Genomic DNA, 25,433 nt, shown 5'->3' with positions numbered 1-25,433 from the left:
TACGCCGCCTGTAAGAGTTTCAAACGGGCGGCGTAGCTTTGTCTGGGCCGCCTTAGTCCCTGATCTTGCCCTTACCTTCGCAGGCCGTGCATTTGACCGGATAGATCCTGTGACCCGGCTGCACCACCTGCGCAATCGGCTGGACGCCCATACCATTGCAGTTTGGGCAGATACGCTCTTTGATCTTCGGCTGCATGTTTGAGCCTTTCTGGCCGCCTCAATTGGGCGAGTCGAAAGGGGCCGCTCCACGCGCGGCCCCCTGCCGGTTTAGTTTCGAAAATCTGTTCGGGATGAAAATCTAGCCCCGGCAAGACTTACGTTAGAGTTTTCAACAGACCTTTAGGATTCCGATAAACTACGGTGTTTCGCTATCAGAACCAGGAACCTGACATTAGACGCTCGCGTTAACTGACCACTTGCCTCTCAACGAAAGGGACAAAGAGGAGGTTGGCATGATGGATCATCCCAATCTCGGTTCGTATTTAGTTCGAGCGCGCATCTGTCTTGGTATTGCGATCATTGGCGCGGTGCTGTTCGCCACGGTGATGCTCACTCGCATACGATAAGGCCGCCTCAGTTGGCGGCGGCCTCTTTCTCCTTGGCGCAGGATCGGGCGGCGGTCCCAATGATCCGCTTATCCAAGCGCTTCTTCAGAAGCTGCCAAAGCCAGGTCCTTGGAGTGCCGATGAGCGGGTTAACTGGCTTCCCACTTACTCACAGAATCGCCGGCCGCGCTTGAGCGAGATATGGTTGGCTTGGGCGTGTCTGAAAAGCAGGAAACTCATGCCCGACAAGTGTTGGAGCGGTCCGCTGAACTCTGCGGATTCGATCTCTCCAATGTTCACTTTGGAACTGAGCACCGGCCATTTGCATATTAGGATTCGTGGAACTCAAACCCAACGGTTCGGACCCGTAAGACGAGGTAGAGCTGTCATGAAGCGACGACGACGCCGGGTTGTTCGTAAGCGCGAATTTCTCCGCACCTTTTGCTTTTGAGAGTCCTGATGCATGAGGTGTCCACCAAAATAGGTGGACACCTTGTGATGAGCGACGATGATCAGAAACTGCGGGTCAGGCTTGTCGGCCGGAACGGTCGCCGGCGCTACGAGGCGGCATCGAAAGAGCGTCTTGTCGCGGCCTGCCTTGAGCCTGGGGTTTCGGTATCGAGGCTTGCACTCGAACATGGGGTCAACGCGAACCTCCTTCGGAAGTGGATCAAGAAGCACAGCGCGACCAGGTCGCTGCCGCCGTCCTCACGCCCGGCGTTCATCCCGGTTCAGCTTGAGGGGAAGTCCGAGCGGGACCTGTCGCGAAAAGACAGCGTGGCGACGGTTGATTTGCCGGCTTACGATGAAGTGCGTGGTTCGGAACCCAAAGGGACTCCAGCTTTTTGTTCTCCGGCCAAAGTGAGCGTGTCGCTGCCGAATGGCGTGAAGCTCGCGCTGGAATGCGGCGATGTGGATGCATTGACGGCGATCATCGGAGCGCTGGGCGATGTTTAGACTGGGCGATGACCTGCAGGTCTATCTGCACCGTGAGCCGATCGACTTCCGGGCTGGCATCAACAGCCTTGCGGTCCTGGTCCAGGAGACGATGGCGCTCGATCCATTCACTCCGGCGGTTTTTGCGTTCTGCAATCGCCGTTGCGACCGGATGAAGCTTCTGTTCTTCGATCGGTCCGGCTTTGTACTGGTCCTGAAGCGGCTGACCGAAGACAGGTTCCGATGGCCGCGCCGCCAGGAGGCGATCGTCACGCTGACGACGGAGCAATTGCACTGGATCCTTGACGGCATCGATATCGATGCGATGGTCCGCCATCCGGTGCGGCAATATCAGGTTGCCGGCTGAGCTCTCGAGTTGAGCGGTTGACGCGTCGGTACGGTTCAGATTCAAGAATTCGATGAATCGAACCGGCGATCCGAGTGTTGAAGTGCTGTTGGCACGCATTGCTGCGCTGCAGGCGGAGAACCATCAACTCGCCGACCGCGTCGCCAAGCTCGAGGAAGAACTGGCGCTGGCACGCCTGCATCGTTTTGCGCCGCGCAGCGAAAAGCATGTTGATCGTCTCTTCAATGAAGCCGAGCAGGCCTCCGATGAGGAGGACGCCGGCAGTGAAACGAACAATATCGCCGAACTTCCGGACACGGGCTTGCCACCCGTCGAAAACACAATGGGAAAGAAGCGCGGCCGCAAGCCGCTGCCGGGGAACCTACCTCGTGAGCGCGTCGAGTATGACCTGTCCGACGATCAGAAGGCGTGTCCTTGCTGCCGTGGCCAGATGCATCGCATGGGCGAGGCTGTCACCGAGCAACTTCATATCGAGGTGAAGGCGAAGGTTTTACAGAATGTGCGCTTCAAATATGCGTGCCGCCATTGCGATCGCACCGGGATCCACGCCCCTGTCGTGACCGCGCCGATGCCGCCGCAACCATTGCCGGGCAGCGTTGCCACGCCCTCGACGCTGGCGTTCGCGCTGGTTCACAAATATGTCGATGGCACGCCGCTCTACCGCCTGGCGCAGGCCTTCGAACGTGCAGGTGTTCCTGTCAGCCGCGGCGCTTTGGGCCACTGGGTGATTGGCTCGAGCGAGAAGCATCTGCATCGCATCTACGACGCCCTGAAGCTGCGGCTCAGATCACAACCTCTCATCCATGGCGACGAGACAACGGTTCAGGTCCTCAAGGAGAAGGACAAACGGGCCACCAGCACATCGTACATGTGGGCTTATCGCAGCGGCAAGGGCAGCCACGAGCCGATCGTTCTTCTGGATTATCAGCCGGGCCGCGGCCAAATCCACCCGCAAGCCTTCCTCGGCGATTACCGTGGCATTGTAATGAGTGACGGCTATACCGCATGGCGCACGCTGGAAGGGGCCACCCACATTGGATGCATGGCCCACTCCCGGCGGCGCTTTGTCGATGCCCTCAAAGCCAGGAAGAAGGGCGGCGGTCCGCCCGAGCAAGCGCTGCGGTTCTTTGAACAGCTCTACCGGGTTGAAAGGCGGGCGTGGGACGGAATACCGGAGAAGGGTGAAACACAGGCCTACTGCATTCGCCGCTTCCGCCAGCAACATAGTGTCCCCATCCTCAATGCTCTCAAAGTATGGCTCGATGACATGGCCCCGAAGGTCTTGCCTGACAGCAAGCTCGGCGACGCCGTATCCTACACCCGAAACCAATGGGAATATCTGACGCGCTACACCGGGGACGGCAGCATGCCGATTGACAACAATCTTCTGGAGCGCGACATCAGGGTTTTTGCAACTGGCAGGAAGAGTTGGTTGTTCAGCGATACCGTGGACGGAGCCAAGGCCAGTGCCGTCGTCTATAGCCTGATGCTGACCTGCCGCGCCTCACGTGTCGAGCCGTTAGCGTGGTTGCGCCACGTCCTCACCGAATTGCCTCAGCGCGCCGGCGACGCCGATATTACAGACCTGCTGCCCTTCAACTTCCACAAAGCCGCCACTGCCTGAACGGCTCGGTATCGCCCGATACCAGGGCAATCCATCAAAACCGCCGGCGTGCGAAGAAAATCGCGCTTACGGTTGTTCAGATTATCCCCCTTGAAGAACGCCTCACCCAGGAAGCCAGAGAGCCGCGCCAACGAGCCAAAAAACTTGCCCCGTGTCGAGAGCGGGAAGCATTGCTGAGAAGGGCGCGTCACAATGAGACCACCGCTCATTTGACGGAGTGGCTGATGTCTCCCGGGCCACGCGCTCCAACTTAGGAGCACGGCGGTGTCGGCGAACCGGAATCAATTCGATGGCGTTGAAACCGCCTTTGTCTGCGCAGTGGCGATGTCTTTTGTGGCGCTGATTACCAGCATGGCTTGGCTCTTTCTCGGATGAAGCCCACTGGAGGGCCGGGCAGTATTCCGTGACTGGCACAAATCGCACTGTCTTGCCGGGTTGCCCGAGCGTAGGCTTCAACCTCAATGCAGTGGTTGTGCCATGGGCAAAGAACCTGCTTGAGAGCGTTTGGATCGTGCTATTCGGGCTAAGCCCGCTCGTCATTATTGGAGTGGCATTGTACATGCAGTAAATTCGCCACCTGGCTCGGCGCATCGGGCCGGTAGATGGCCCCAGCAACTAGCCTTCCTTCACACAGGCCCCCAATGGTTGCTGGGGTCGCTCAATCAGAGGCCGCCTCGGTTGGCGGCCTCTTCGTCATCGTCTCCAAGCAATTCCAGATTCGCTTGAATAGCCTTTCGAAGTTTCCGCGCGGGGCCATGCCCCCCATAATCGGCTGGAGTTCAGTTCTCGCGATAGCGCTCATATGCGGCCCACTACACCGCCAAGCACGCTGCCAAGCGTGGCCGCTCCAAACCGGCATGGTTCATCTGGGCGGCGCGCGCCGCACCCGTTGCTTGCCCGCAACTAACCCTTCAGAGGTATCAAACTTTTTAATGCGCCATGCAGACATACCCTTGCCAGGATTTTGCAAATCCTTCCTGGGGCTAGAGCCGACGCCGTCCGCATGCATTTTAAGCGGGCGGCGTTCGTACATTTGAGTGTGTCGTAAACAGCAAGAAGCCCCGACGGGGGCTAGGTGGTGTGGACTCTAAGGATTCCCTTTTAGGCGCAAATCAGATTCAAGACTGCTTTTGGGGAGGCAGTCTTGGGTGTGATGGACCGTTTGGTATTGAGCGACGCGGCTTGGGAGCGGATGGCGCCGCTGATCATAGGTCGCCCCGACCAGAAGGGCTCCACTGGGCGCGACAATCGGATGTTCGTGGAAGGTGTACTTTGGATTGTTCGCACGGGCTCTCCCTGGCGTGATCTCCCGGAGGCGTTCGGGGATTGGAACAGCGTGTTCCGGCGCTTCAGTCGATGGAGCATCAAGGGCGTCTGGTGGCGGATCTTCGAGGCGATGTCCGATGATCCGGACTTCGAATATCTGATCGTCGATTCCACCATCGTCCGGGCGCATCAGCACGCCGCCGGCGCCAAAAAAGGGGGTCTGAAGATCAGGCGATCGGCCGCTCGCGCGGGGGGCTGAGCACCAAGATACATATGGCCGTTCGTGGCTTGGGATGTCCCGTACGGTTCGCGCTGACCGCAGGCCAGCAGGGCGATGCACCGCAAGCTGCCGCATTGATCGAGGGACTACCTGCCGAGGTCGTCATGGCCGATACGGCCTATGACGCCGATCATTTGCGCCAAGCCATCGCCGCCAAGGGCGCGCTCGCCGTCATCCCCAACAACCCGTCACGCGCACTCAAATACCCGCTGGACAAGCACCTCTATGCCCAGCGTCACCTCGTCGAATGCTGCTTCTCAAAGCTCAAGCAGTTCCGCCGCGTCGCAACCCGCTTCGAAAAGACCGCCCGAAATTATCGCGCCGTCGTCACTCTCGCAGCCATCGTCCTTTGGATGCGGTAAGTGTCCACACGACCTAGCGCGTCAGGGCCTCTTTCCGGATGCGGTCCTCCCCGGAGCGCAAACTCAACGCGCGGTCCGGCTGAGAGCGCCGTGAAGTGTACCGGGGAACATCAGCAATATAGAACGCTCTCCCGGACTACCTCGACTTGACAAGTGTCCTAATTCCCATCTGACCGTGTCCGAATTAGGACAGTACCGGAGGTGTCGGTGCTGGCCTGTTTCCATCCCTGTGGCCAGCTCCGATTTTCTGCGTGGCCTTGTCTGCCATTTACCCGTCGCAATCGTCCGCGTGACGTCGTCTGCCCCAACGGTGAAGCGCCGAGGCCGCACGGCCCGGATTGATCGCCGTAATAGCCAATTTGGGACATGTGCTGTGGCACAAATTGTATAGGCTCTCAGCTATCAGGATTTTGCACACCTTCCTGGGGCTAGAGCATTTCATTGCTTAACTGAATCGGAGGGGATTCCGGTTTTTGGCGGTTTGTGATTCAAGATGCTGACTGGATTGGAGGCCAGCATCGCATGACCCGACCTCTTTCCCTGGATCTTCGCGAGCGTGTGGTGGCGTCGGTTTTGGCGGGCGAGAGCTGCCGATCTGTGGCGGAACGGTTTGGTGTTGCGGTCTCGTCGGTTGTGAAGTGGTCACAGCGGCAGCGGGCGACCGGCTCGGTTGCGCCCGGCAAGATGGGCGGTCACCGCAAGCCCTTGCTTGATCCGCATCGTGCCTTCATTGTCGAGCGGATCATTCAGACGCCGCACCTGACGCTGCATGGTCTGAAGGCGGAACTGGCAGCTCGTGGGGTCAAGGTCTCACACAACGCGGTCTGGCTGTTCCTGCGCCGGGAAGGGCTGCGGTTCAAAAAAAACACTGTTCGCCCTCGAACAAGCGCGCGCCGACGTCTCTCGTAGGCGCCAGCGTTGGCGATCCTGGCAGGCCGGACTTGATCCGGGCCGGCTCGTCTTCATCGATGAGACTTGGATCAAGACCAACATGGCCCCTTTGCGGGGCTGGGGCCCCAAGGGCGCACGCCTGCGCGGCTTCGCCCCGCACGGTCACTGGCGTACCCTCACATTCCTCGGCGCGCTCCGCCATGACCAACTCACGGCACCCTGCGTCTTCGACGGCCCGATCAACGGCGAATGCTTCTGCGCTTATGTGAAGCACCTTCTCCTGCCAACCCTGCGCGAAGGCGACATCGTCATTCTCGACAACCTCGGAAGCCACAAGTCGAAAGCTGTCAGGCAAATGATCCAGGCTGCTGGCGCCAGGCTCTGGTACCTGCCGCCATACTCGCCCGACCTCAACCCGATCGAACAGGCCTTCTCCAAGATCAAACACTGGATGCGGCAGGCTCAGAGGCGCACCGTCGAAGACACTTGGCGCCACATCGGTCACCTCGTTCAGGACATCCAGCCTCGCGAATGCGCAAACTACTTCGCAAACGCCGGTTATGCTTCAGTCAAAATGTGAAACGCTCTAGGGCCAGCGCCGTCCGCAAGCATTTCAAGCGGGCGGCGTTGTGCTGTGAGGCATCAGTCGGAATGAAACCGGGCGGATCCGAGCACGCCGGGCCGTTGTCGACGCGCTTGGGCTGCGGCGCCGCGCGATCCGTAGTTCTCCGGGGCAGAACAAAGTTCCGCGAGCAGGCGGCTCGGCCCTCGTTTCGACTGCATCGGATAATCAATGAGTTACCGACGGATTTGGCGACGCCGGATCACGCCTGGCACAATCTGCATACTACCTTGGTACCCCTCCTGATGCCCAAAAAACTACGTAGCGTTCGAGGGAAGACTCGGGTTCCGGCAGTGTTCCCAACATTGAACTGTCCGGTCGACGCACCGATTGCGCGTCGCGAGGCAAGGCGACGCCGCCCGCGAACGGAACCACTTCGGGATCCACAACGACGTCCGAACGGGCGCGACGATCCACTCCATCCCTTGTCGGGTGCTAATCATTACTACGACCTTTGATTTAAATACCGACGACCGCCATTCATTCGCGGAACCGTTCCAGATGATTCACAAGGGCGTCGAATTCAGCGTCACGCAGCTCATGCCCGGCGTCTGGAAATGGCGTTTCCAGATCGGCGATCGGGTCTTCACCGGCAAGACCGAAGCAAAACTCGACCTGTTGGCGATCCGCCGCGTGCAGCTGCGGATCGACCGGGAGCTGAACAATCTCGGGCTGGGACGGCCCCGCGGACACCGCGATCGGGACTGAGGCGCAGTCTGTCCGGCAAGCTTCAGTCCGCGCTTGCCAGCCGCCGCATCGTGAACTCGATGTCGCCGCCGGGCAGCTCGCGCCAGCTCTCGACGGCGCTCATATAGGCGGCCTTCGGGTAGCGCTCGAGAAAGTCGCGCGCCCGCAGGCGGGCCTGATCGCGCGGCAGGCTAAAGGTCTCGCGCAGATAACCGTCATCCGGCTTGCGCCGGGCGGCCATCCGGCTGGCGAGATCGCGTGGACGAAATACCATTGCCGCAACTCCGACCAACTGACGACGCCGCAATATAGGGGCGGCGCCACAAGAATCCGAGTCTGCGGGAAATCGGCGAAGCCGGCCCGAACGGGTTTTACTGGCTGCGCTGCGCGGAGCCTCCGGGCTGCGCGGAGCTCCCGGTCTTGGTCTTCGGCTTGGCGGGAGGATGGGCTGCTGCCTTCGGCGCATCGCTGCGCACCGCGCCCCAGGGATCGGCCGATCCCTTGGCATCCGGAATCTTGCTCAACGAGTCCTTGTAGGCCTTGTCGTTGATCGCGTCCCGTTCCTTCTCCTCCTGGGTCTTGGTCTTGACCTCAGGCATCAGATTGACGTTCGGCATTTGCGCATAGGCCGGCGCCGACAGCAGCACCGCAACCGCAACTGCGCTCAAAACTCTCATAAGAACGCTCCTTGCATTTTCGTCAGCGGTATATCACCCCAAGAAAGCCGCCGCCAAGCGCGCCCGTCCCTGCCCTAGAGGTGGTCTGACTTGCAGGATTTCGGTGACTGCATCCAGTCGTCCCAGATCGGACCGCACCGCGTGCAGCCGCCAAGCGCAAGCCCGATCGCGATCACGCCGCCCAGCAATACCAACCTGCGGAACATGGACGCCCCCACCACCGACGAGCGGCAATTGGGCGCCAAAACTGGGGCATTTTCAAGCCGGGCACGGCGCTTGCAACGCAGCGCCCGCGCGCCCGAGCACAGCGCCGCCGCAGCGTCCGCGCGATGGTTTGACCGGGCGCGCCCCCAAACTACACTGCGCAACAAAGCAGAAAAGGAATCGACGATATGACTTTGGCGATGAGCTGGGACGAATGGACGCGGCATGACGGGACGGCGCTCGCCGAGCGCGTCCGGAACGGCGAGCTGACGCCCCGCGAGCTGGCGGCGCAAGCTGCCGCCGCCACAGCCAAGGTCGATCCCGCACTCTCCGGCGTCGTCGAGCTGTTCGACGACGTGATTGCCGATCCCGCGCGCGACGGCGCCGATCTCAACGGCCCGTTCGCCGGCCTGCCCTTCCTGATGAAGGATCTCGGCCCGACGCTGAAGGGCCGGCTACAGGAGATGGGTTCGCTGATGATGCGCGGCAACCGCGCCGCGGCCGACACCTTCCTGACCGCGAAGCTGCGCAAGGCCGGTCTCAATTTGATCGGCCGCACCACCACGCCGGAGTTCGGGGTCTGCAGCTCGGCCGAGAACCCCGCGGTCTATGTCACGCGCAATCCCTGGAACACCGACTATACCACCTGTGGCTCGTCGGCCGGCAGCGCGGCGATGGTTGCCGCCGGCGCGGTGCCGATCGCGCATGCGACCGACGGCGGCGGCTCGATCCGGATTCCCGCCGGCGTCAACGGCAATATCGGGCTGAAAGTGTCGCGCGGCGTGTTCTCGCTCGCGCCGCATCTGTCCGATCTCACCGGTCTCGTCTCGATCCAGGGCTGCCAGTCGCGCTCGGTGCGCGACACCGCAGCCTTTGTCGATAGCTGCCGCGGCCCGGCCCCCGGCGAGTTCATGCCGTTCTGGACACCGCCTGAGCCCTATACAGCGCTGATCGCGCGCGACCCCGGCCGGCTCAAGATCGCGCTGTCGCACACCTGGGGCGACTATCGCGCGACTCCGCACATCGCAGCCGAGCTGGAGCGGGTCGGCCGCTTCCTCGAAGGCCTCGGCCATCAGGTCGATTACGCACTGCCGTCGATCGACTACGCGGAAGCCTTCGCGGCGCAGACCACCTGCTACATCAGCAATTTCGCCGTCGTGATCGGCAACATGCTCGCGGCGCGCGGACTTGAGCGGCCCCCAGCGGACCTGATCGAGCCGATCAACATCCGCATTTGGGAGCATGGTCGCGACTTTAACTTCGCCGACCGCGCCCGCATGCAGGCTGTCTTCAACACGACCGCGCGCGGGTTCGGCGCTTTCTTCGAGGATTGGGACATCATCCTGACGCCGGTCACGGCGTTGCCGACGCCGAAGATCGGCACCACGGAATATCTCACCATCAGCGACAACCCGTCGGTGCTGGACTGGTTCGGCAATCTCTGGCGCAACTTCGCCTTCACGCCGCTCGCCAATCTCTGCGGCATCCCCGCGATCTCGCTGCCGCTCGCGACCAACGAGCACGGCCTGCCGCTCGGCATCCAGGCGATCGGCAAGCAGGCCGATGACGGCCTGCTGCTGCAACTCGCCGCCCAGATCGAACGGGCGATCGACGGCAAGTGGAATGACGGCAAGCGGCCTAGCGTGCATGTTACGCGCGATTAAGCGATAAATCAGCAAGCAAGAACATCAGCGGAGGGAACAGAACGCCATGCAGCAGGCCGGTGAATTCGGGATCGACGACGCGAAGCGCGTGCTCGGCGACGTCTTTGCGCCGTGGGTGCAGGACCTCAATCTGTCGATCGAGCAGTTCGACATCGCACCACCCGCAGGCGGCGATGCGGACTGGCAGCCCGGCGCCATCCTGCGCATGCCGTTTTCCGAGCGGCTCTGCCGCCAGGGCGGCATCGTCTGCGGCCAGGCGCTGATGGCGTTCGCCGACACCGCGATGGTGCTGGCCAATCTCGCCGCCAATAAGGGCTATCGTCCGATGACGACTGTCGACCAAACCACACATTTCATGCGCGCGGCGACCGCCTCCGACGTGCTGGCCGACGCCCGCGTGGTCCGGCTCGGCCGCACCATGAGCTTCGGCCGCGTCACGCTATCCATCGCCACCGACAACAAGCCGGTGGCGATGGTGTCGAGCGCGTTCGCGATGCTGCCCGGGTAGAGCATGATCCGGAAAAGTGTGAAGCGGTTTTCCGATGAAATCATGCTCAAACTAAAGGTTACTTGCCGAGCACCGCCTCGGCGGCGTTGACGATGCTGATGGTCGGATTCTTTCCGCAATAGGTGCCGAACTTCTTGGCGTTCTCGACGAACACCTCGGTGTCGATGATCGCCTCGTCGGAATCGCCCTTGTACCAGCCGTCCATCCAGATCAGCACCATCTTGATGGTGTCGTCGCCGCCTTCGACGAACTGCTTGCAGGTCATGGTCGAGAGATCGAGGACGGTGGCATTGGCCGGCGCAGACGACAGCGCGAGTGCAGCGGCAAGCATGATCGAGGCAGTGATCTTCATCGCAATCTCCATGGACAATGATCTGAAATGAACAGGCGCCGGAAGGCCCGGCGCGTCCGCTCGCGACCTCGTAAGCGAAGCGTCGCGGCGCACGCAAGCATGACATCGCGCGCGTTTGTCCGCACGTCGTTTCGGTGCACGGATTGAGAATCGATGTCGCCGATTTGTCATGCAGCGGCGCGGCGCGCGCCGCCGAACTACGCCGCCTTGACGCGACGCCTCCTGCGCCAACGCCAAAGCAGTGCGACGAGCACGATCAGCGCCACACCGGCTGCGAGTGCCTTGACAGCAAACCGTCCGCCGGGACGATCGATCAGGCGCGTGAGAAGCGACACGCCCTCGCCCTGGCGCGGCAGGCGAAATGCCACCACGCTGTCGCCGATCGATGTGCCGCCCTCGGAATGGCCGCCGGCGCCGATCACGACATACTGCTCGCCCTTCCAGAGATAGGTCATCGGATTGGCGACGCCCGGCACCGGAAGCCGGCCGAGCCACAACTGCAGGCCCGACTTGACATCGAACGCGCGCAGATAGGCATCCATCGCGCCGGTGAACACCACTCCGCCCGCGGTGATCGCGACGCCGCTGAGCAGCGGCGTGCCGGTATTGAGCGCGATGCCGAGCGGGGCGAGATCCTCGCTGGTGCCGACCGTCGCATGCCAGAGGATCTTGCCGGCCTTGAGGTCGACCGCCACCGTCTCGCCCCATGGCGGCTTGTTGCACGGCGACCCGACCTCCGTACTCGCCAGCGCCCGCGACATCGCAAACGGCGCGCCTTGCTGCTGGCCGAAATCGTGGCCGGGCGGCGGATTAAAGCCCTTGGCCTGGTCGCGCGGAATCAGCGTGATGACATGCGCCGCATGACTGACATTGGCGAACAGGATCTGGTTGACCGGATCAAACGCCGCACTGCCCCAGTTCACACCGCCGCCGGTCATCGGATAGACGATCGTGCCTTGCGTCGACGGTGGCGTGTAAAGCCCCTCATTGCGGGATTGCGCGAGCAGCTTCTCGCAGGCCGCGCTGCCGACGCCCGGCAGCAGGCCGCCGACATCATCGGCTGTCATGCGCTGCGTCAACAGCGGCGGCACATGGGTCGGGAACGGCTGTGTCGGCGACAGTCTCTCGCCCTCGGCGCCGTTCTGCGGCACCGCGCGCTCCTCGACCGGCCACACCGGCTTGCCGGTGTCGCGATCGAGTACGAACACAAAGCCCTGCTTGGTCGGCTGCATCACGACGTCGCGCATGCCGTTGCCAGTGTCGATCCGCGCCAGCGTCGGCTGTGCCGGCAGATCATAGTCCCAGACGTCGTGATGCACGGTCTGGAATGCCCATGCGAGCTCCCCGCTCTCGATGCGCAGCGCAACGACGGAATTGGCGTGCTCGTCATTGCCGGGGCGCTTGCCGCCCCAGAAATCGGGGCTGGGCGATGTCGTCGGCAGGAACACCAGGCCCCGCTCCTCGTCCACCGACATCGGCGCCCAGACGTTGCTGTGGCCGGCCTCGACGCTGTCATGCACCAGCGGATCGAAGGTCCAGCGCGGCTGGCCGGTCCGTGCATCGAAGGCGCGCACCGCGCCGACCGGCGCATCGACCCGCCGGTTGTCGCCGATCGCGGATCCGACCACGACCACGCCGCGGCCGGTCACCGGCGCCGACGTGATCTGAAACTCGCCCGGCCATTCCAGCTTTATCCCGGCGTCGATCTTGATCTCGCCATTGTTGCCGAAATCGGCGCAGGGCTTGCCGGTTCTGGCATCGAGCGCGATCAGGCGCGTGTCATTGGTGCCGGTGAAGATGCGTGACTTGCAGGCCGCATCATCAGCGGCGCTGTCATCGGTCCAGTGCGCGACGCCGCGGCAGACGAAGCGGTTGGCCGGCCGCTGCGCCATGCTGATCTTCGGATCGAACCGCCATTTCTGCGCACCGGTGCCGGGATCGAGCGCGATCACCTCGTTGAACGGCGTGCAGAAGATCACGCTGTCCTCGACGAACAACGGCGTCACCTCGAACTTGGTGCGCTTCATGACCTCGGGCGGACGCGCATCGAGATCGCCGGTGCGGAATTCCCAGCCGCGCACCAGCGTGCCGACATTGTCTGTCGTGATCTGCGTCAGCGGCGAGAAGCGCTGTCCCCCGCGGTCGCCGCCCCAATACTCCCAGGCGAGCGCCGGCTGTACGCACAGCACCAGCGCGGCAAGCAGGCGAAACAGCGACCGCATTGCGTCCTCCCGCGAGACGCGACCATCAAACGCCGCATCTCATGCGGGGAAAGCCTTTACGCGATTGGCGCGTCAGTATCCACCCCTGCGAAAGCCGCCGCCATAACCGCCGCGATAGCCACCGCCGCCGATGCCAATCCCGATTCCGATCGGCGGCCCGACCGGCTCGTAGACCACGGCCGGAGGCGGCCGCCGCACCACCACGACGTCGTCCTCGACCACGACGCGCGGCGGGCGCTTGCCGGCGCGCCGCGGCGGATCGGGATCGGCACGTTTCTTCACGGGCGCTGCGGCCTTCTGCTGCTCCTGCGGCGGCGCGGCGTTGCAGGGGCAGGTCGGAGCCGCCAGCGCGACGTTGGTCGCGGGCACACTGAGCGCTAAGGCCGGGGTCAGATCGGGACGGTAGCGCAACCGTTCGATCATCTTGCGCGCGGTCGCTGTCAGATCGCTGTCGGGATACAGCACGAGGAAGCTGCGATAGGCCGCCGCCGTGTTGGCGAGAATGGCGTCGTTCCAAGCCACCATGCGGCGATGCCGATCGAGCCAGTCGCGCGCCTGCAGGCCGCGTGGCGTGCCGGCGAACATCGCGGCGAAGGCTTCATAGGCTTCATCGGTGCCGTCGACCACCATCAGTTCGTTTGCAACCTCGATCGGCTTGCCCTGCAATTCGTGCTTCCATTCGTCGACGGTGCGCTTGGCCGCGGCCGGCGCCGCGGGCGAGGCCGCCGGACCTGTCATGAAGCGGAAATCGTCGGTGAGCGACGAGGAGTCCCACGGCGTCTGGCGACCGTCGGTCGCCTTGTTCACCGCGAGGCGGACGCGTTTGAAGGTGTCCTCGATCGGAATCCCCGGCTCCTTCGCCGAAGCCAGCAACGCGGTCGTATAAGGGCTGTTGGCGCCGCTGCCATCCTCGGCCTCCGCACCCGGTGACGTCGAGAACGAGACAAAGGTGCCGGGCGCGCCGATCTTGGCATCGACGATGGCAAGCCCATGCCCTGCAGTCTTGCTGAGTTCCGGGAAGGGATTGTTGCGGCAGGCATCGAGCAGCACGATGCGCATCCGGCTCGGCACTGAGGTCAGCGTGTTCAGGATGTCGTTGAGACGAACCGCCTGGATCGGGATGTCGGCCTCGCGCTTCGGATCGACATCGACCGGCACCAGATAGTTCTCGCCATCGATCTGCAGGCCATGCCCGGCATAGAACACCAGCGCCACGGTGTCGGCGCCCTTCGCCGCGACCTGGCCGGCGAAGTCGCTGATCCTTGCGCGCATCTCGTCCTGGGACAGATCCGATGCCGTGGTCACGGCAAAGCCGGCATCGGTCAGCATCTGTGACATGGCCCTGGCGTCGTTGGCCGGATTGGGCAGCGCGGGCACCGACTTGTAGGCGGACTGCCCGATCACCAGCGCCAGACGGCTTTCCGCCAATGCCGGCACGGCACCGAACAGGATCGCTGCCGGAACGATCAGGCTGAGGACGGAACGACGAAGCATGGCGGCCTCCGACAATGACGTCGGAGATGGGTCGATAGCCGTCAGGTGAAGGTTCATGCCGTCCGGCAATCTCTGCCGCCGGCACCGGTTCTCGCGTCGGAATTGTCGCAGGGATCGAATGGGCCCGGCTATTTCGGCTTCTTGGCTGGATCGGCGGCCGGCTTGGTGACGCCCCAGGGATCATATTTCTCCTTGGGCTCGGGGATGCGATCGAGCGCGGCCTTGTAGGCCTTCTCGTCGACCTTAGGCTTCTGCTCCGTCTTGGTATCGCTCGCGCCGCCGCCTCGCCGGCCCTGGGCCAGGGTCGGTGTCGCAATCAGCGCCAGAATGACGGCAGCAACCGTGAAGCTTTTCATGTCAGTCTCTCTCCCCCGCAGCCGTAGAAACATCCGGCAACACCTCTACCCCAAACATAGCTTGCCGCTCGACATTTGTTGATCGACAAAGCGCCGCGCGATGCGAATTCAGCGCCACCAGGGGGGCGCAATATGGGCGGCGGCAGATTAAATTAGCTCAATGGGACAGGGACAGGTACAAGTGGCGGCGCTGCTGGCCGGCGCCGCCTTGATGTTGAGCGGCTGCGGGCTGGCGGATAGCCACGCGATATGGCCCGACATATTGAAGGTCAAGGCCACCGAGCCGGCGCCGCTCGAGACACCTCCGGACGTCAAGCGGCTGGTGGCCGGCAAGCTGGATTCGGTGTTCACCGCCGGCTCGCAGCCGACCCATGTGCGGGTCTCCGCTCCGCTGCACGACCCCCGCGGCACCGGCTGGACCGCCTGCGTGCGCGCCGAACTGACTTCGGTGATCGGCAAGCCGCTCGGGACGCAGACCTATCGCGTCTTCATCAATGACGGCGCGATCTTCGATCGCCGGCAGGTGGAGGCTGACGACAACTGCGTGACCGAGACTTACGAGCCGGTCGAAAGCTCGGTTCAGGAAGCGCAACGAAGTCCCAAGCCGTAGCATTTGACACGCTGTCCCGGCATGAGCCCGCACAGCGCGAGCGCCGCGCTCGTGACGGCGGTATGCTGAACGCCCCGTTAATTTGACCACTCAAATTGCCGGATGACCTCAACGGCATTTTCCATTTCCTTCCGCTAGCGTTGCCCGTGATGAACGTTCAGCCTTGTAGACCGGGGAAACATGGGACGTGGCCGATATTGCTGACCAGGCAATGATCCGCCGTGCATCGCGCAAGGATGCCACGGATGATCGCGCGTTGCCGCCGCTGTCGGCTGCGTCGGTCGGCGCATGGCGGGCGCTTGCCGAGCGCGCGATCGAGGCCAATGGCTACTACCAGCCCGACTGGGAATTGGCGGTCGATGCCTCCGCGCCCGGCCGCACCGGCGCATCCCTGCTCAGCGCCACCGGCGATGCCGGGCAATTGATCGGGCTGCTGCCGGTCGTGCCATTGCGCCGAATCTACCGGATTCCCCTGCCCGCGCTGGTCGGCGCCGAACCCTACGGCACGCTGTGCACACCGCTGCTCGACCGCAATGCCGCCGAGCAGGCCGCCGGCAAGATGCTGCAGCAGGCACGCAATGCGGGCACGCATGCGCTGATCCTGCGCACCATGTCGCTCGAGGGCCCGGCGATGGCGGCGATCCGCGCGGTCCTCGCGCGCGACGGCTTGCAGCCACGCGTGCTGTGCGCCTATCAGCGCGCCCAGCTCGATGCGACGCGCGACGCCGATGAATTGCTGCGCGACGCGCTCGGGCCCAAGAAGCTGAAGGAGCTGCGCCGCCAGCGCCATCGCCTGTCCGACCACGGCGCGGTGCGCTTCGACGTCGCCCGCACGCCGCGCGACGTCGCGGCGGCGCTCGAGACCTTCCTTGCGCTCGAGGCCGGTGGCTGGAAGGGCCAGCGCGGCACGGCGCTCAGCCAGCATGCCGGCGACGCAACCTTCATCCGCCGCGCGACCTCGGCGCTGGCCGAATCCGGCCGCTGCGAGATCGTCACGCTGCATGCGGGCGGCACGGCGGTCGCGGGCGGCATCGTGGTGCGCCATCAGGACCGCGCCTTCTTCTTCAAGATCGGCATCGACGAGCGCTTTGCGAAGCATTCGCCGGGTGCACAACTGACGCTGGAGCTGACGCGCCATCTCTGCGCCGATCCCGCGATCAATTCGGCCGACTCCACCGCGGCGCCCGGCCATCCCATGATCGACCCGATCTGGCGCGGCCGCTTCGCGATCGGCGACGTGCTGCTGCCGCTGCGGCGACGCGATCCGCTGGTCGCCGCCGTTCATGCCGCGCTGACCCTGAACAATTTCGCCTACGAGGCCGCGCGCGGCGCCGTCCACTTCATCCGCAGCCGGCGCGGCAAGCCCGGATAACACGGTCCCCCTTACGCGAGCCCGCGCGGATCGAGGCGGCCTTGTTCACCGCGACCAATGGTTTACCTTTTCGTAGCCATGCAGACACATCAAGAAACAACAAGTTCCGCCGTCAGGTTGGTGTCAGCTGGCCCTTCTAGCGTTGCGGCGCGCTGTCTCTCAGGCAGCGCATGCCCTTGCCTGGAAAGCTTCATCTGATGGAAACATCGGGTGAGGCTTTCTGCCGGCTTTGCGCCCCCGGCCCGACCATCCTCTGTGTCACTGCAGCGGCGAGTGCGGGGCCGGCACCATGATGGTCGAGTGCATCTCCTCGAGCAGCTGCGTCCCCTTGTCCAGGAATTCCAGCCACGCCGGATCCTTCATCGCCCCGCCGCGCGCCGCGGCGCGGGCGTTGAGATCGGGATAGGCCCAGATGTGGCAGACCTCGTTGGGCTGCCCGGAATCGGTGTGCCAGAGGCCGACGATCTTGGAGTATTTCTCGCGCTCCGGCAGCACGCCGGTGATCAGATCGAGCCATTGCTTGACGCCGCCGAGCGGCTTAGCCCGATAGTTGCGGAATTCGTAGATGTTGCCCTTGGTGGCCGGCGCCACCGGCGGAATGATCGCATTCAGCAGCCGGACCTCCTGGCGCACCAAGAGCGGACGGATCGCCGGAATATACTCGCCGGTCCAGCGCGGATTCTTCGCAAGCTCTGCGCGCAGCCGAGCCCGCTCGTTGAGATCGGCGTAGCTCCACATGTGCATGACCTGATTGAGCGGCCCGATCTCGGTGATCCAGTAGCCTTCCAGCTTGCCGAAATTGTCGGCGCGGATGTCGCGCGAGATCGTGCTCGCCGCCTTCACCATCTCGCCGACGGTCCCTGGACGTACCGTGTAGGTGCGCAGCTCATAGATCATGATGGTCTCCCTGGTTGCTTCCGATGGATCGTGCGGGCAAACGAAAAAGCCCGGCATCAGCCGGGCTTTCGTGAACGATAACGGACTACTCGGCCGCCTGCGCGTTGATCTCGGCCGAGACCTCGCGGATGGCGCGGGCGAGTTGCTCGGCCGGCTGGGCGCCGGACACCGCGTATTTCTGCGCGAATACGAAGGTCGGCACGCCCGAAATTCCCTTCTCGGCGGCTTCCTGCGCTTGCGCCGACACCAGCGCCATATCCTCGTCGGTGGCAAGACGCTTGCGCACGTCGTCGGCGTCGAGCCCGACATCGGCTGCCGCCTGCACCAGTACATTGGTGTCGGTGAGATCGCCGCCGTCGCGGAAGTACAGCTCCATCAGCCGCTGCTTCATCTCGGCCGCCTTGCCCCTGGCATCGGCCCAGTGGATCAGGCGATGGCAGTCGATCGTGTTGGGCTGCCGCTTGACGAGCTCGGGATGGTAGGTCAGCCCCTCCTCATTGGCGGCGGCGACCACGCGGCCGGCAATGCCCTTGTAGGCGTCGACCGAGCCGAACTTGGCCGTGAGATATTCCTCGCGGCTGATGCCCTTGCGCGGCACCCAATTGTTGAGGAAGAACGGCCGCCAGTGCACCTCGACCGGCACGTCGGGCACCAGCTTGAGCGCATCCTCGATGCGATGCTTGCCGATGTAGCACCAAGGGCAAACGACGTCGGAGACGATATCGAGGCGAAGCGGTTTCAGATCGCTCATGGCGGGGTTCCCGGCGGAATTGGAACTCCAAAAGTAGGCCGAAAGCGCCCCGAGACAAGCCGCTATTTCATACTGGCTGCCATCTGTCGCATCCGCTCGGCGGTCAGCTCGTCGGCCGGGAAGAAGGTCTCCAGCGCCAGTTCCTGCAGCGTGATGTCGACCGGGGTGCCGAACACCATAGTGGTCGAGATGAAGCTCAGGATCTCGCCATTGAGGCGGAGCTTGAACGGGAGCGCGACGTTGTTGTCGGGGGTGATCGGGGCGGCCCGCGCCGGGATCGGATAGGACTTCAGGTCCTGATAGAGCTTGAGCAGCTCCGGATCAGCGGTTGCCTCGCACTGCCGATGCAGCCGCTCCAACAGATGCGCTGCCCATTCCGCCAGGTTCACGGTCCGCGGCGCCAGGCCTTCCGGGTGAAACGCCAGCCGCAGGATGTTGAACGGCTGGCCGAGCAGCCGCTGCGGCACGCCCTCGAGCAGCGGCGCCACCATGCGGTTGGCGGAGACCAGATTCCAGTGCCGGTCATAGGCCAGCGCCGGATTGGGCTCATGCGCCTTCAGCACCAGGTTGATCGCCTCACGCGCCGATTTCAGCGCGGGATCCTCCAGCGAGCGTTGCGGAAATGCGGGTGCGAAACCCGCGGCGACCAGCAGCACGTTGCGTTCGCGTAGGGGCACGTCGAGGCGCTCCGCCAGTTTGAGGACCATGTCGCGCGACGGCGCCGAGCGGCCGGTCTCGACGAAGCTCAAATGCCGCGCCGAGATCTCGGCATCGACGGCAAGGTCGAGCTGGCTGAGATGGCGGCGCTGCCGCCACTCGCGCAGGTGCTCGCCGATCAGGACGGGTTTTGCGGGCTCGGCCCGCGCCATGGATGCATGTGCGTTCATGGTGCAAAACCTACCATGCGAAATTCGCCCGTTCCATTACGCCTGAGGTAATCGAATTGGCGCGCGGGCCGGCTCATCTTTCCACGGCACAGGAGATGACCATGCTGATGCTGTCCCTTATCCGCGCCCTCGCCGTCCTGGTCCCGTGGCTGGTCCATCTCGCCACCTGGCTGGTCGCGCGTTCGCTCAACATGCCCCAGCCGATCGTGCACGCGACCAGCATGTTCGTGTTCGCGCAGGTCTATGCGGTCGAGATGCGGGTCGGCAAGGCGCTGTGCCCGTTCCGCCTGTGGCGTCAACTGCAGTCCCTGATGCGCTGAAAACCCATCCCAACCCGAGGAGACACTGCCATGATCCATTCGTCCCGGCTGCTGCGCCGCGCCCTGCTTGCCGATGCCGTGTTCAGCGGCGTATCCGCCATCGTGATGGTGCTCGATACCGGCGCGCTGGCCTCGCTGCTCGGCCTGCCGGACGCGCTGCTGCGCGAGACCGGGCTGTTCCTGATCGCCTACACCGCCCTGGTCGGCTGGCTCGGCGCGCGAACCTCGCTGCCGAAGGGACCCGTGATCCTGGTGGGCGCCGGCAACGCGGCCTGGACGCTTGCCAGCATCGCGCTGTTGCTCTCGAGCGCGGTGTCGCCGAACCTCTTCGGGACCATCGTGATCCTCGCCCAGGCGATCGCCACCGGCGTGTTCGCCGAGCTGCAATACATGGGCTTGCGGAAGAGCGAGGGTGTGGTGACGGCGTAACGGCCGCCGCCTGCTGTGATTGCGAGCGAAGCGAAGCAATCCATCGAGCCGCATGTGCGGAAGCATGGATTGCTTCGTCGCTTCGCTGCTCGCAATGACGGGGTCGGAGTGCGACCTTACTGCACGGCCCCCGCCTCGCTTCGCCGAAATCTCTCGCCAACCCCGAGCATCACGCCCTGTCCGCTGGCGACGCCCATCTCGAGGCTCGAGGCGATGCGCCGCGCGCGCTCGATGAAATGAAGCGCTGCGAGCGGCGGGCACAATTCATGCGCCGTCGCCTCGAACAGTTCGAGCCAGTGGTCGAAATGCGCGGCATCGACCGGCAGCGGCACGTGCTTGACCATCGGCGTGCCGTGGTAGCGCCCGGTCATCAGCGCGACCGACGACCAGAACGCGCACATCTGGGCCAGATGCGGCTCCCAATTGGTAATCCTGGCCTCGAACACCGGCCCGATCATCGGGTCCTTGCGGACCTTGGCGTAGAAGGCGTGCACAAGCTGCTCGATCATGGCCTCGGTGATCCCCGTCCGCGCGACAATCTCGGCGGTGATCTGCTCGCGGCGCTCTGCTCCCGTCATTCGCTCACATCCTAAATAGGTATTTTAAATACCTATTTAGACTGCTAAAGCGGATCCGCCAAGTGCTGATTTGGAAGGGCTTCCATGCGCCTGACATCATTCACGGATTTTGCGCTCCGCGCCCTGATGCGGCTGGCCGGCGAGCCGGACCGCTCATTTGCCACTAGCGAGATCGCGGCCGAGTTCGGCATTTCCCGCAATCACCTCGCCAAGGTGGTACGCGACCTCGCCGAGGCCGGCTTCATCGCGACCCAGCGCGGCGCCGGCGGCGGATTTTCGCTGGCGCGCACCCCGCAGGCGATCACGCTTGGCGAAGTGGTGCGCGCGCTCGAAGGCGGCAGCGCACTGGTGGAATGTTTCAGGGATGATGGCGGTGATTGCGTGCTGCTGCCGCGTTGCCGCCTGAAGGCGAGGCTCGCGGCGGCTCGCGAGGCTTTCATGCGCGAACTCGACGGAACCACGCTCGCCGAATGCGCTTATCTGCCGCGGCCTGCGCGTCATCCGGCGCGAACATCATGACGATCGTCGGACCGGATCGGTCTCGGAACTCAGGCCTGCAGCACCCGTACGGCGCCGCGCTTTGAAGGGGCCGCTCGCCTGCCGGCAGCGGCCGTCAGGCTGTGGCCGTTGAGGTGCTTGCTGTTCAAGGCCTTGCCATTCAGGGCCTTGCCGTTCAGCGACTTGCCGTTGCCGAGCTTGCCGTTTGCTTTGGCAGCTTTCTTCGCGCCGGCCTTCCGCTGCGTGGCTCGCTTCTCGGCATCGCGCTTGGCTTTCCGCTCGGCCCTTTCCTTCAGCCGCAGCCGCTCCGCCCTCGCCTCTGCGCGCTTCTTCTTGCGCTTCTTCTCGCAGGCATCGCACTTGCAGCCGATCGGCTTCAGATAGGCTTTGAAATAGTCGGTTCCGTAATCGTAGTTGATCTCGTCGCCCGGCTCGATGTCCTTGATGGCGCGGATGAAGACCTTGCGCTTGCGCGGCTTGACGTCGGATTCCGCGTTCGGCCGGCAGGCGTGGTTGATGTAGCGGGCGACGTTCTCACGGATCGAGCCGTCGATGGTCCATCGGTTGGTGAGCTCGAACAGATATTTGTTCTCGATCGCGTCCTCATCCTTCTTCTTCGAGTCGAGCAACGGCCCGAAATAACGGATGATCTTGGTGCCTTTCTTGATCGGCTTGGTGGCGAAAAGGCCAAGGCCAGTACGGGAACGGCCGACGCGATAGGGCTTTTGCGATGATGATGCGGGCATGACGATCGAAGCTAAGGCACGCAAGGTGCACGCGACAGAAGTTGCGAAGCCGCCCTTCTATGACGATTCCGCGCGCCTGTCAGGTGTTTCCCGCGTGTCTGTTGAACCTTCCCCAGATTGCATAAGTCAGACACAAAGTAACGTCCGGATCGCAGGTTTCCCCCGATGAAATACCTTTCTTTTGCAACAGCTGTGATGGCGCTCGCCAGCGCAAATCCTGGTCAGGCTGGCGCCCAAACGATCAGCAGCAGCTATACGTCGACCGCGCCGAAGGCCTGCCAGATGATCGGCAAGCCCAACGAGGAGGACGGCAGCACCACGCGGGTTTGCCCGGGGAAATCCGGCCTTGTGGTGCTGATCAACGAAGGCGATCTGCGCGAAGTGGTCTCGGTCGGCCGAAACCGCGCGGCAGCAGCCAGGGAACCGGCGGCGCAGGCCTGGTTCGGTCCGTTCAGTTCGACCGGCGATATCGTCGAATGGCGTGCCGCAGGCAGCAAGCCCTTCGCGATCATCCAGCGCTGGCAGATCGCCGACGGCAGCGAGCAGGACAAGCGCGGCGGCCCGGTCTCACGGGCGATGCTCGCCGTGACGCGGCTGCCGCCGGGCGAGGTCTGTCACGTCGCCTATGTCGACGTCGCCGCCAACCCCAACGCCAATGAGCTGGCGCGGCAGGCCGCCGACGATTTCGCCCGCGATTTCAAATACGGCGCGGACCAGGTGAAGACGATCGGCCAGAGCGGCCGCTCGACGTTGCTTGTGCAGCGCTAGCTCGTCCGATCGAACAGCGCCGCAGCGCAATCTCCCTCTCCCCGTTCTACGGGGAGAGGGGCTGGCTCCGCATCGACCGACGCAGAAGCGCTCGCGGAGACTCCCCCTCACCCGGCACGCATCTAACGATGCGTTCCGACCTCTTCCCGCACGCGGGGCGAGGTGAAGAAGAGCCGTCTCTTCAACACGGCTTCGCATTGCCTTTCAGCATCGCCTCGAACAGCATGTCGAGCGTGCTGCCCTGTGGCATCCGGTTGAGCACGTCGGTCAGGCGTCCGTCGAGCAGCAGCATCGTGAAGCCATGGACCAGCGACCAGGCGCGCACGATCGCGGCGGCCTGATCGAGCGACAGCGCTCTCTCCTGGATCTGCTCGTGACGGCTCTCGCCGATCGAACCGGCGAGCCCGGCGAACGAAATATTGGCCGCCTCATGCAGCGAAGGCCTCGACATATCGAGCCGCTCGGTGCGGAACATCAGCCCGTACATGCCGGGATGCGCCTGCGCATAGGCGACATAGGCCTTGGCGCGCGCCAGCCCCTTCTCGATCGCGGTGGCGCCGCTGGCGCCGGCCGCGATCATCGCCGCGTTGAACTGTCGGAAGCCGATCGCGGCAAGCTCGCTGACGAGGCCGGTGAGATCGCCGAAATGATGCGTGGGCGCGGCGTGCGACACGCCGGCCTCGCGCGCCACTGCACGCAGTGTCAGCCCCGCCAGTCCATCACGCTCGAGCACGCGCTCGGCGGCCTTGAGCAGCGCCTCGTGCAGATCGCCGTGATGATACGGCGTGTCATTGGCCCGGCGCCGCGGCGCCGGACGATCGGCGGCGGCACGCGCAATCCGGCGCCTCGGAGCCCGTGCCGGGCGAGCCGCCTTGTTTTCTTTGGATAATCTTGCCATGCGGCCCTTATATGTCGCAATTTTTACACTGTAAAGATTTTGCTTGACGATCGATGGCGTCATCCCTACTGATATCTTTACGGTGTAAAGATCATAATGCAGGGAGATGCGGAATGCTCGATCAGGTCACATCCAACACGGCGCGCACCAATCTGGCGCCGATCCCGTTTGAAGCCGATGCGCCGTTCCTGAAGATTTCGGGCGAGTTGCCGCGCGAGCTGAACGGCACGCTCTACCGCAATGGTCCGAACCCGCAGTTCGAGGCGCCGGGCGCGCACTGGTTCGTCGGCGACGGCATGCTGCACGCCTTCCACCTCGAGAACGGCCGCGCCAGCTACCGCAATCGCTGGGTCCGCACCCCGAAATGGCAGGCCGAGCATGACGCCGGCCGCGCGCTGTTCGGCGGCTTCGGCCGCAAGCTGCCGGACGCCCCTGCCGACATCACGACCGACGGCGGCGTCGCCAATACCAACATCATCTTCCATGGCGGCCGCCTGCTCGCGCTCGAGGAAGGCCATCTGCCGACCGAGATCGAGCCCGGCACGCTCAACCGCCTTGGCTATTGCGACTACAAGGGCGCGATCTCGGGCCCCTTCACCGCGCATCCCAAGATCGATCCGGTGACCGGCGAGATGGTGTTCTTCGGCTACAACGCCGCGGGTCCGCTGACGCCGGCGCTGTCGTTCGGCGCGGTGAGCTCGTCCGGCGTGGTGACGCGGTTCGAACGCTTCGAGGCGCCCTATGCGAGCATGGTGCATGACTTCATCGTCACCGAGAACCATGTGCTGTTTCCGATCCTGCCGATCACCGGCAGCATGCAGCGCGCGATGCGCGGACAGGCGCCCTACGCCTGGGAGCCCGAGAAGGGCGCCTATGTCGGCGTGATGAAGCGCAGCGGCACGTCAAAGGACATCGTCTGGTTCCGCGCCGAAACCTGCTACGTCTTCCACGTCATGAACGCGTGGGAGGACGGCAACCGCATCATCGCCGACGTGATGCAGTTCGAGGAAGCGCCGCTGTTCAACCATCCCGACGGCTCGCCGACCGACCCGAAAAAGAACCGCGCGCGCTATTGCCGCTGGACTTTCGATCTCTCGGGCAACACCGACCGCTTCACGCAGACCTATCTCGACGACCTCACCGGCGAATTCCCCCGCGTCGACGATCGCCGCGCGGGACTTGCGAGCAATCACGGCTGGTACGCCTGCGCCAACCCCGATTTGCCGATGTTCGGCGCGCTGTCGGGCATCGTGCATGTCGACGGCCGCGGCAAGCGGCTCGGCCACTACCTCCTGCCCGCCGGCGATACCATCTCCGAGCCCGTGTTCGTCGAGCGTGCCGCCGATGCCGCGGAAGGCGATGGCTGGCTGCTCGCGGTGGTCTGGCGTGCCCGCGAGAACCGCAGCGACCTCGCCGTCTTCAATGCCACCGACGTCGAGGCTGGCCCGACGGCGCTGGTCCATCTCGGCCATCGCGTGCCGGATGGGTTCCACGGCAATTGGGTGGGGGCGGAATAGCGGCGCGTCACTTCAGGCGTGTGAATACCCAGTCTCTCCACTCGTCATGGCCGGGCTTGTCCCGGGCATCCACGTCTCTGTCACCATTCGCGCGAAAGACCTGGA

29 protein-coding genes are annotated in these 25,433 nt (G+C 63.8%); 16 read left to right on the top strand and 13 right to left on the bottom strand.

Going from position 1 to position 25,433, the window contains the following annotated elements; translation table 11 throughout:
• Window positions 1-52: 52 nt before the first annotated feature.
• Window positions 53-151, bottom strand: a complete 99-nt coding sequence (locus HAP47_RS41570) for a hypothetical protein (RefSeq protein WP_371821812.1) — start codon at window positions 149-151, stop codon at window positions 53-55.
• 892 nt (window positions 152-1,043) lie between these two features.
• On the opposite strand from HAP47_RS41570, the gene tnpA reads away from it, so the two are divergent.
• From tnpA to HAP47_RS15365, 6 genes are all read left to right on the top strand, one after another.
• Window positions 1,044-1,502 carry an IS66-like element accessory protein TnpA gene (tnpA, locus tag HAP47_RS15395; protein WP_166073826.1) on the top strand — a complete coding sequence of 153 codons (459 nt, stop codon included), beginning with the start codon at window positions 1,044-1,046 and terminating at the stop codon, window positions 1,500-1,502.
• Window positions 1,495-1,848, top strand: coding sequence for an IS66 family insertion sequence element accessory protein TnpB (gene tnpB, locus HAP47_RS15390; protein ID WP_166073804.1), 354 nt, complete (start codon window positions 1,495-1,497; stop codon window positions 1,846-1,848). The genes tnpA and tnpB overlap by 8 nt, the downstream gene beginning before the upstream one ends.
• Before the next feature lie 52 nt (window positions 1,849-1,900).
• Window positions 1,901-3,472 carry an IS66 family transposase gene (gene tnpC, locus HAP47_RS15385; protein WP_166213725.1) on the top strand — a complete coding sequence of 524 codons (1,572 nt, stop codon included), beginning with the start codon at window positions 1,901-1,903 and terminating at the stop codon, window positions 3,470-3,472.
• Window positions 3,473-4,616: 1,144 nt separating this feature from the next.
• Window positions 4,617-5,380, top strand: a protein-coding gene (locus tag HAP47_RS15375) for an IS5 family transposase (RefSeq protein ID WP_173637509.1) whose coding sequence is annotated in 2 segments (ribosomal slippage) — window positions 4,617-4,952 and window positions 4,955-5,380 — 762 coding nt in all. Because the reading frame shifts where the segments join, the coding sequence is not laid out codon by codon here.
• 522 nt (window positions 5,381-5,902) lie between these two features.
• A protein-coding gene (locus tag HAP47_RS15370) for an IS630 family transposase (RefSeq protein WP_173637148.1) occupies window positions 5,903-6,851 on the top strand; the annotation gives its coding sequence in 2 pieces (ribosomal slippage) (window positions 5,903-6,238 and window positions 6,240-6,851; 948 coding nt in all).
• A 543-nt stretch (window positions 6,852-7,394) separates the two neighbouring features.
• A complete protein-coding gene (locus HAP47_RS15365; RefSeq protein ID WP_173640487.1) occupies window positions 7,395-7,601 on the top strand; it encodes a hypothetical protein in 207 nt (68 codons plus the stop codon).
• Between the two features lie 22 nt (window positions 7,602-7,623).
• On the opposite strand, the gene HAP47_RS15360 is transcribed toward HAP47_RS15365, so the two are convergent.
• Window positions 7,624-7,854: a hypothetical protein gene (locus tag HAP47_RS15360; RefSeq protein ID WP_173637510.1), complete on the bottom strand. Its 231-nt coding sequence runs from the start codon at window positions 7,852-7,854 to the stop codon at window positions 7,624-7,626.
• A 97-nt stretch (window positions 7,855-7,951) separates the two neighbouring features.
• Window positions 7,952-8,257 (bottom strand): hypothetical protein, encoded by a 306-nt coding sequence (locus HAP47_RS15355; protein ID WP_173637511.1) that lies wholly within the window; start codon window positions 8,255-8,257, stop codon window positions 7,952-7,954.
• 90 nt (window positions 8,258-8,347) lie between these two features.
• On the opposite strand from HAP47_RS15355, the gene HAP47_RS15350 reads away from it, so the two are divergent.
• The 3 genes from HAP47_RS15350 to HAP47_RS15340 are packed head-to-tail and all read left to right on the top strand — an operon-like array spanning window position 8,348 to window position 10,633.
• Window positions 8,348-8,653 (top strand): hypothetical protein, encoded by a 306-nt coding sequence (locus HAP47_RS15350; protein ID WP_173637512.1) that lies wholly within the window; start codon window positions 8,348-8,350, stop codon window positions 8,651-8,653.
• Window positions 8,650-10,125 carry an amidase gene (locus HAP47_RS15345; RefSeq protein ID WP_173637513.1) on the top strand — a complete coding sequence of 492 codons (1,476 nt, stop codon included), beginning with the start codon at window positions 8,650-8,652 and terminating at the stop codon, window positions 10,123-10,125. The genes HAP47_RS15350 and HAP47_RS15345 overlap by 4 nt, the downstream gene beginning before the upstream one ends.
• Before the next feature lie 46 nt (window positions 10,126-10,171).
• Window positions 10,172-10,633, top strand: coding sequence for a PaaI family thioesterase (locus HAP47_RS15340; protein WP_173637514.1), 462 nt, complete (start codon window positions 10,172-10,174; stop codon window positions 10,631-10,633).
• 58 nt (window positions 10,634-10,691) lie between these two features.
• Here HAP47_RS15340 and HAP47_RS15335 read toward each other — a convergent pair whose 3' ends face one another.
• The 4 genes from HAP47_RS15335 to HAP47_RS15320 form a co-directional block, all read right to left on the bottom strand.
• Entirely contained in the window at window positions 10,692-10,985 is a 294-nt protein-coding gene (locus HAP47_RS15335; RefSeq protein ID WP_092125797.1) for an HdeA/HdeB family chaperone, read from the bottom strand.
• Window positions 10,986-11,182: 197 nt separating this feature from the next.
• Window positions 11,183-13,207 carry a pyrroloquinoline quinone-dependent dehydrogenase gene (locus HAP47_RS15330; protein WP_173637515.1) on the bottom strand — a complete coding sequence of 675 codons (2,025 nt, stop codon included), beginning with the start codon at window positions 13,205-13,207 and terminating at the stop codon, window positions 11,183-11,185.
• Window positions 13,208-13,279: 72 nt separating this feature from the next.
• Window positions 13,280-14,701, bottom strand: a complete 1,422-nt coding sequence (locus HAP47_RS15325) for a caspase family protein (RefSeq protein WP_173637516.1) — start codon at window positions 14,699-14,701, stop codon at window positions 13,280-13,282.
• A gap of 128 nt (window positions 14,702-14,829) precedes the next feature.
• On the bottom strand, window positions 14,830-15,057 hold the full coding sequence (locus HAP47_RS15320; protein ID WP_173637517.1) for a hypothetical protein: 228 nt from the start codon (window positions 15,055-15,057) through the stop codon (window positions 14,830-14,832).
• Window positions 15,058-15,238: 181 nt separating this feature from the next.
• On the opposite strand from HAP47_RS15320, the gene HAP47_RS15315 reads away from it, so the two are divergent.
• Together HAP47_RS15315 and HAP47_RS15310 are read left to right on the top strand one after the other, a co-directional pair.
• The gene (locus HAP47_RS15315) at window positions 15,239-15,667 is read left to right on the top strand and encodes a hypothetical protein (RefSeq protein ID WP_231168891.1); all 429 of its coding nucleotides are present in this window, start codon (window positions 15,239-15,241) and stop codon (window positions 15,665-15,667) included.
• Window positions 15,668-15,854: 187 nt separating this feature from the next.
• Window positions 15,855-17,039, top strand: coding sequence for a GNAT family N-acetyltransferase (locus HAP47_RS15310; protein WP_173637519.1), 1,185 nt, complete (start codon window positions 15,855-15,857; stop codon window positions 17,037-17,039).
• A 258-nt stretch (window positions 17,040-17,297) separates the two neighbouring features.
• Here the strand turns inward: HAP47_RS15310 and HAP47_RS15305 are convergent, their stop codons facing one another.
• From HAP47_RS15305 to HAP47_RS15295, 3 genes are all read right to left on the bottom strand, one after another.
• Window positions 17,298-17,936, bottom strand: a complete 639-nt coding sequence (locus HAP47_RS15305) for an NIPSNAP family protein (protein ID WP_231168890.1) — start codon at window positions 17,934-17,936, stop codon at window positions 17,298-17,300.
• An 85-nt stretch (window positions 17,937-18,021) separates the two neighbouring features.
• Window positions 18,022-18,687 (bottom strand): DsbA family oxidoreductase, encoded by a 666-nt coding sequence (locus HAP47_RS15300; protein WP_173637521.1) that lies wholly within the window; start codon window positions 18,685-18,687, stop codon window positions 18,022-18,024.
• Window positions 18,688-18,749: 62 nt separating this feature from the next.
• Window positions 18,750-19,574 carry a helix-turn-helix domain-containing protein gene (locus HAP47_RS15295; RefSeq protein WP_173637522.1) on the bottom strand — a complete coding sequence of 275 codons (825 nt, stop codon included), beginning with the start codon at window positions 19,572-19,574 and terminating at the stop codon, window positions 18,750-18,752.
• 95 nt (window positions 19,575-19,669) lie between these two features.
• On the opposite strand from HAP47_RS15295, the gene HAP47_RS15290 reads away from it, so the two are divergent.
• Window positions 19,670-19,894 carry a hypothetical protein gene (locus HAP47_RS15290; protein WP_173637523.1) on the top strand — a complete coding sequence of 75 codons (225 nt, stop codon included), beginning with the start codon at window positions 19,670-19,672 and terminating at the stop codon, window positions 19,892-19,894.
• Window positions 19,895-19,924: 30 nt separating this feature from the next.
• The gene (locus HAP47_RS15285; RefSeq protein WP_173637524.1) at window positions 19,925-20,323 is read left to right on the top strand and encodes a hypothetical protein; all 399 of its coding nucleotides are present in this window, start codon (window positions 19,925-19,927) and stop codon (window positions 20,321-20,323) included.
• Between the two features lie 116 nt (window positions 20,324-20,439).
• Here HAP47_RS15285 and HAP47_RS15280 read toward each other — a convergent pair whose 3' ends face one another.
• Window positions 20,440-20,901, bottom strand: coding sequence for a group III truncated hemoglobin (locus tag HAP47_RS15280; protein ID WP_173637525.1), 462 nt, complete (start codon window positions 20,899-20,901; stop codon window positions 20,440-20,442).
• A gap of 84 nt (window positions 20,902-20,985) precedes the next feature.
• Between HAP47_RS15280 and HAP47_RS15275 the strand changes: the two genes are divergently transcribed.
• Window positions 20,986-21,420: an RrF2 family transcriptional regulator gene (locus HAP47_RS15275; RefSeq protein ID WP_173637526.1), complete on the top strand. Its 435-nt coding sequence runs from the start codon at window positions 20,986-20,988 to the stop codon at window positions 21,418-21,420.
• A gap of 29 nt (window positions 21,421-21,449) precedes the next feature.
• On the opposite strand, the gene HAP47_RS15270 is transcribed toward HAP47_RS15275, so the two are convergent.
• On the bottom strand, window positions 21,450-22,145 hold the full coding sequence (locus tag HAP47_RS15270) for an SET domain-containing protein (protein ID WP_173637527.1): 696 nt from the start codon (window positions 22,143-22,145) through the stop codon (window positions 21,450-21,452).
• A gap of 195 nt (window positions 22,146-22,340) precedes the next feature.
• Between HAP47_RS15270 and HAP47_RS15265 the strand changes: the two genes are divergently transcribed.
• Window positions 22,341-22,913, top strand: coding sequence for a hypothetical protein (locus HAP47_RS15265; RefSeq protein ID WP_173640488.1), 573 nt, complete (start codon window positions 22,341-22,343; stop codon window positions 22,911-22,913).
• A gap of 181 nt (window positions 22,914-23,094) precedes the next feature.
• On the opposite strand, the gene HAP47_RS15260 is transcribed toward HAP47_RS15265, so the two are convergent.
• Window positions 23,095-23,811 carry a TetR/AcrR family transcriptional regulator gene (locus HAP47_RS15260; protein ID WP_173637528.1) on the bottom strand — a complete coding sequence of 239 codons (717 nt, stop codon included), beginning with the start codon at window positions 23,809-23,811 and terminating at the stop codon, window positions 23,095-23,097.
• A 113-nt stretch (window positions 23,812-23,924) separates the two neighbouring features.
• Here HAP47_RS15260 and HAP47_RS15255 point away from each other — a divergent pair, with 113 nt between their 5' ends.
• Entirely contained in the window at window positions 23,925-25,328 is a 1,404-nt protein-coding gene (locus HAP47_RS15255) for a carotenoid oxygenase family protein (RefSeq protein ID WP_173637529.1), read from the top strand.
• Window positions 25,329-25,433 lie beyond the last annotated feature (105 nt).

Origin of the sequence: Bradyrhizobium sp. 41S5 (assembly GCF_011516665.3) — a bacterium.
In the GTDB taxonomy this organism is placed as follows: domain Bacteria; phylum Pseudomonadota; class Alphaproteobacteria; order Rhizobiales; family Xanthobacteraceae; genus Bradyrhizobium; species Bradyrhizobium quebecense.
This window is presented reverse-complemented; position numbering and strand designations above follow the sequence as displayed.

What these genes read in the sequence shown, in the direction of transcription:
- HAP47_RS15260 (WP_173637528.1), bottom strand. Translation starts at nt 23,811, where the DNA reads ATGGCAAGATTATCCAAAGAAAACAAGGCGGCTCGCCCGGCACGGGCT.
- HAP47_RS15280 (WP_173637525.1), bottom strand. Translation starts at nt 20,901, where the DNA reads ATGACGGGAGCAGAGCGCCGCGAGCAGATCACCGCCGAGATTGTCGCG.
- HAP47_RS41570 (WP_371821812.1), bottom strand. Translation starts at nt 151, where the DNA reads ATGGGCGTCCAGCCGATTGCGCAGGTGGTGCAGCCGGGTCACAGGATC.
- HAP47_RS15325 (WP_173637516.1), bottom strand. Translation starts at nt 14,701, where the DNA reads ATGCTTCGTCGTTCCGTCCTCAGCCTGATCGTTCCGGCAGCGATCCTG.
- HAP47_RS15340 (WP_173637514.1), top strand. Translation starts at nt 10,172, where the DNA reads ATGCAGCAGGCCGGTGAATTCGGGATCGACGACGCGAAGCGCGTGCTC.
- HAP47_RS15335 (WP_092125797.1), bottom strand. Translation starts at nt 10,985, where the DNA reads ATGAAGATCACTGCCTCGATCATGCTTGCCGCTGCACTCGCGCTGTCG.
- HAP47_RS15275 (WP_173637526.1), top strand. Translation starts at nt 20,986, where the DNA reads ATGCGCCTGACATCATTCACGGATTTTGCGCTCCGCGCCCTGATGCGG.
- HAP47_RS15265 (WP_173640488.1), top strand. Translation starts at nt 22,341, where the DNA reads ATGGCGCTCGCCAGCGCAAATCCTGGTCAGGCTGGCGCCCAAACGATC.
- HAP47_RS15255 (WP_173637529.1), top strand. Translation starts at nt 23,925, where the DNA reads ATGCTCGATCAGGTCACATCCAACACGGCGCGCACCAATCTGGCGCCG.
- tnpC (WP_166213725.1), top strand. Translation starts at nt 1,901, where the DNA reads ATGAATCGAACCGGCGATCCGAGTGTTGAAGTGCTGTTGGCACGCATT.
- HAP47_RS15295 (WP_173637522.1), bottom strand. Translation starts at nt 19,574, where the DNA reads ATGAACGCACATGCATCCATGGCGCGGGCCGAGCCCGCAAAACCCGTC.
- HAP47_RS15290 (WP_173637523.1), top strand. Translation starts at nt 19,670, where the DNA reads ATGACCATGCTGATGCTGTCCCTTATCCGCGCCCTCGCCGTCCTGGTC.
- HAP47_RS15305 (WP_231168890.1), bottom strand. Translation starts at nt 17,936, where the DNA reads ATGATCTATGAGCTGCGCACCTACACGGTACGTCCAGGGACCGTCGGC.
- HAP47_RS15365 (WP_173640487.1), top strand. Translation starts at nt 7,395, where the DNA reads ATGATTCACAAGGGCGTCGAATTCAGCGTCACGCAGCTCATGCCCGGC.
- tnpB (WP_166073804.1), top strand. Translation starts at nt 1,495, where the DNA reads ATGTTTAGACTGGGCGATGACCTGCAGGTCTATCTGCACCGTGAGCCG.
- HAP47_RS15270 (WP_173637527.1), bottom strand. Translation starts at nt 22,145, where the DNA reads ATGCCCGCATCATCATCGCAAAAGCCCTATCGCGTCGGCCGTTCCCGT.
- HAP47_RS15355 (WP_173637511.1), bottom strand. Translation starts at nt 8,257, where the DNA reads ATGAGAGTTTTGAGCGCAGTTGCGGTTGCGGTGCTGCTGTCGGCGCCG.
- tnpA (WP_166073826.1), top strand. Translation starts at nt 1,044, where the DNA reads ATGAGCGACGATGATCAGAAACTGCGGGTCAGGCTTGTCGGCCGGAAC.
- HAP47_RS15285 (WP_173637524.1), top strand. Translation starts at nt 19,925, where the DNA reads ATGATCCATTCGTCCCGGCTGCTGCGCCGCGCCCTGCTTGCCGATGCC.
- HAP47_RS15330 (WP_173637515.1), bottom strand. Translation starts at nt 13,207, where the DNA reads ATGCGGTCGCTGTTTCGCCTGCTTGCCGCGCTGGTGCTGTGCGTACAG.
- HAP47_RS15360 (WP_173637510.1), bottom strand. Translation starts at nt 7,854, where the DNA reads ATGGTATTTCGTCCACGCGATCTCGCCAGCCGGATGGCCGCCCGGCGC.
- HAP47_RS15320 (WP_173637517.1), bottom strand. Translation starts at nt 15,057, where the DNA reads ATGAAAAGCTTCACGGTTGCTGCCGTCATTCTGGCGCTGATTGCGACA.
- HAP47_RS15300 (WP_173637521.1), bottom strand. Translation starts at nt 18,687, where the DNA reads ATGAGCGATCTGAAACCGCTTCGCCTCGATATCGTCTCCGACGTCGTT.
- HAP47_RS15345 (WP_173637513.1), top strand. Translation starts at nt 8,650, where the DNA reads ATGACTTTGGCGATGAGCTGGGACGAATGGACGCGGCATGACGGGACG.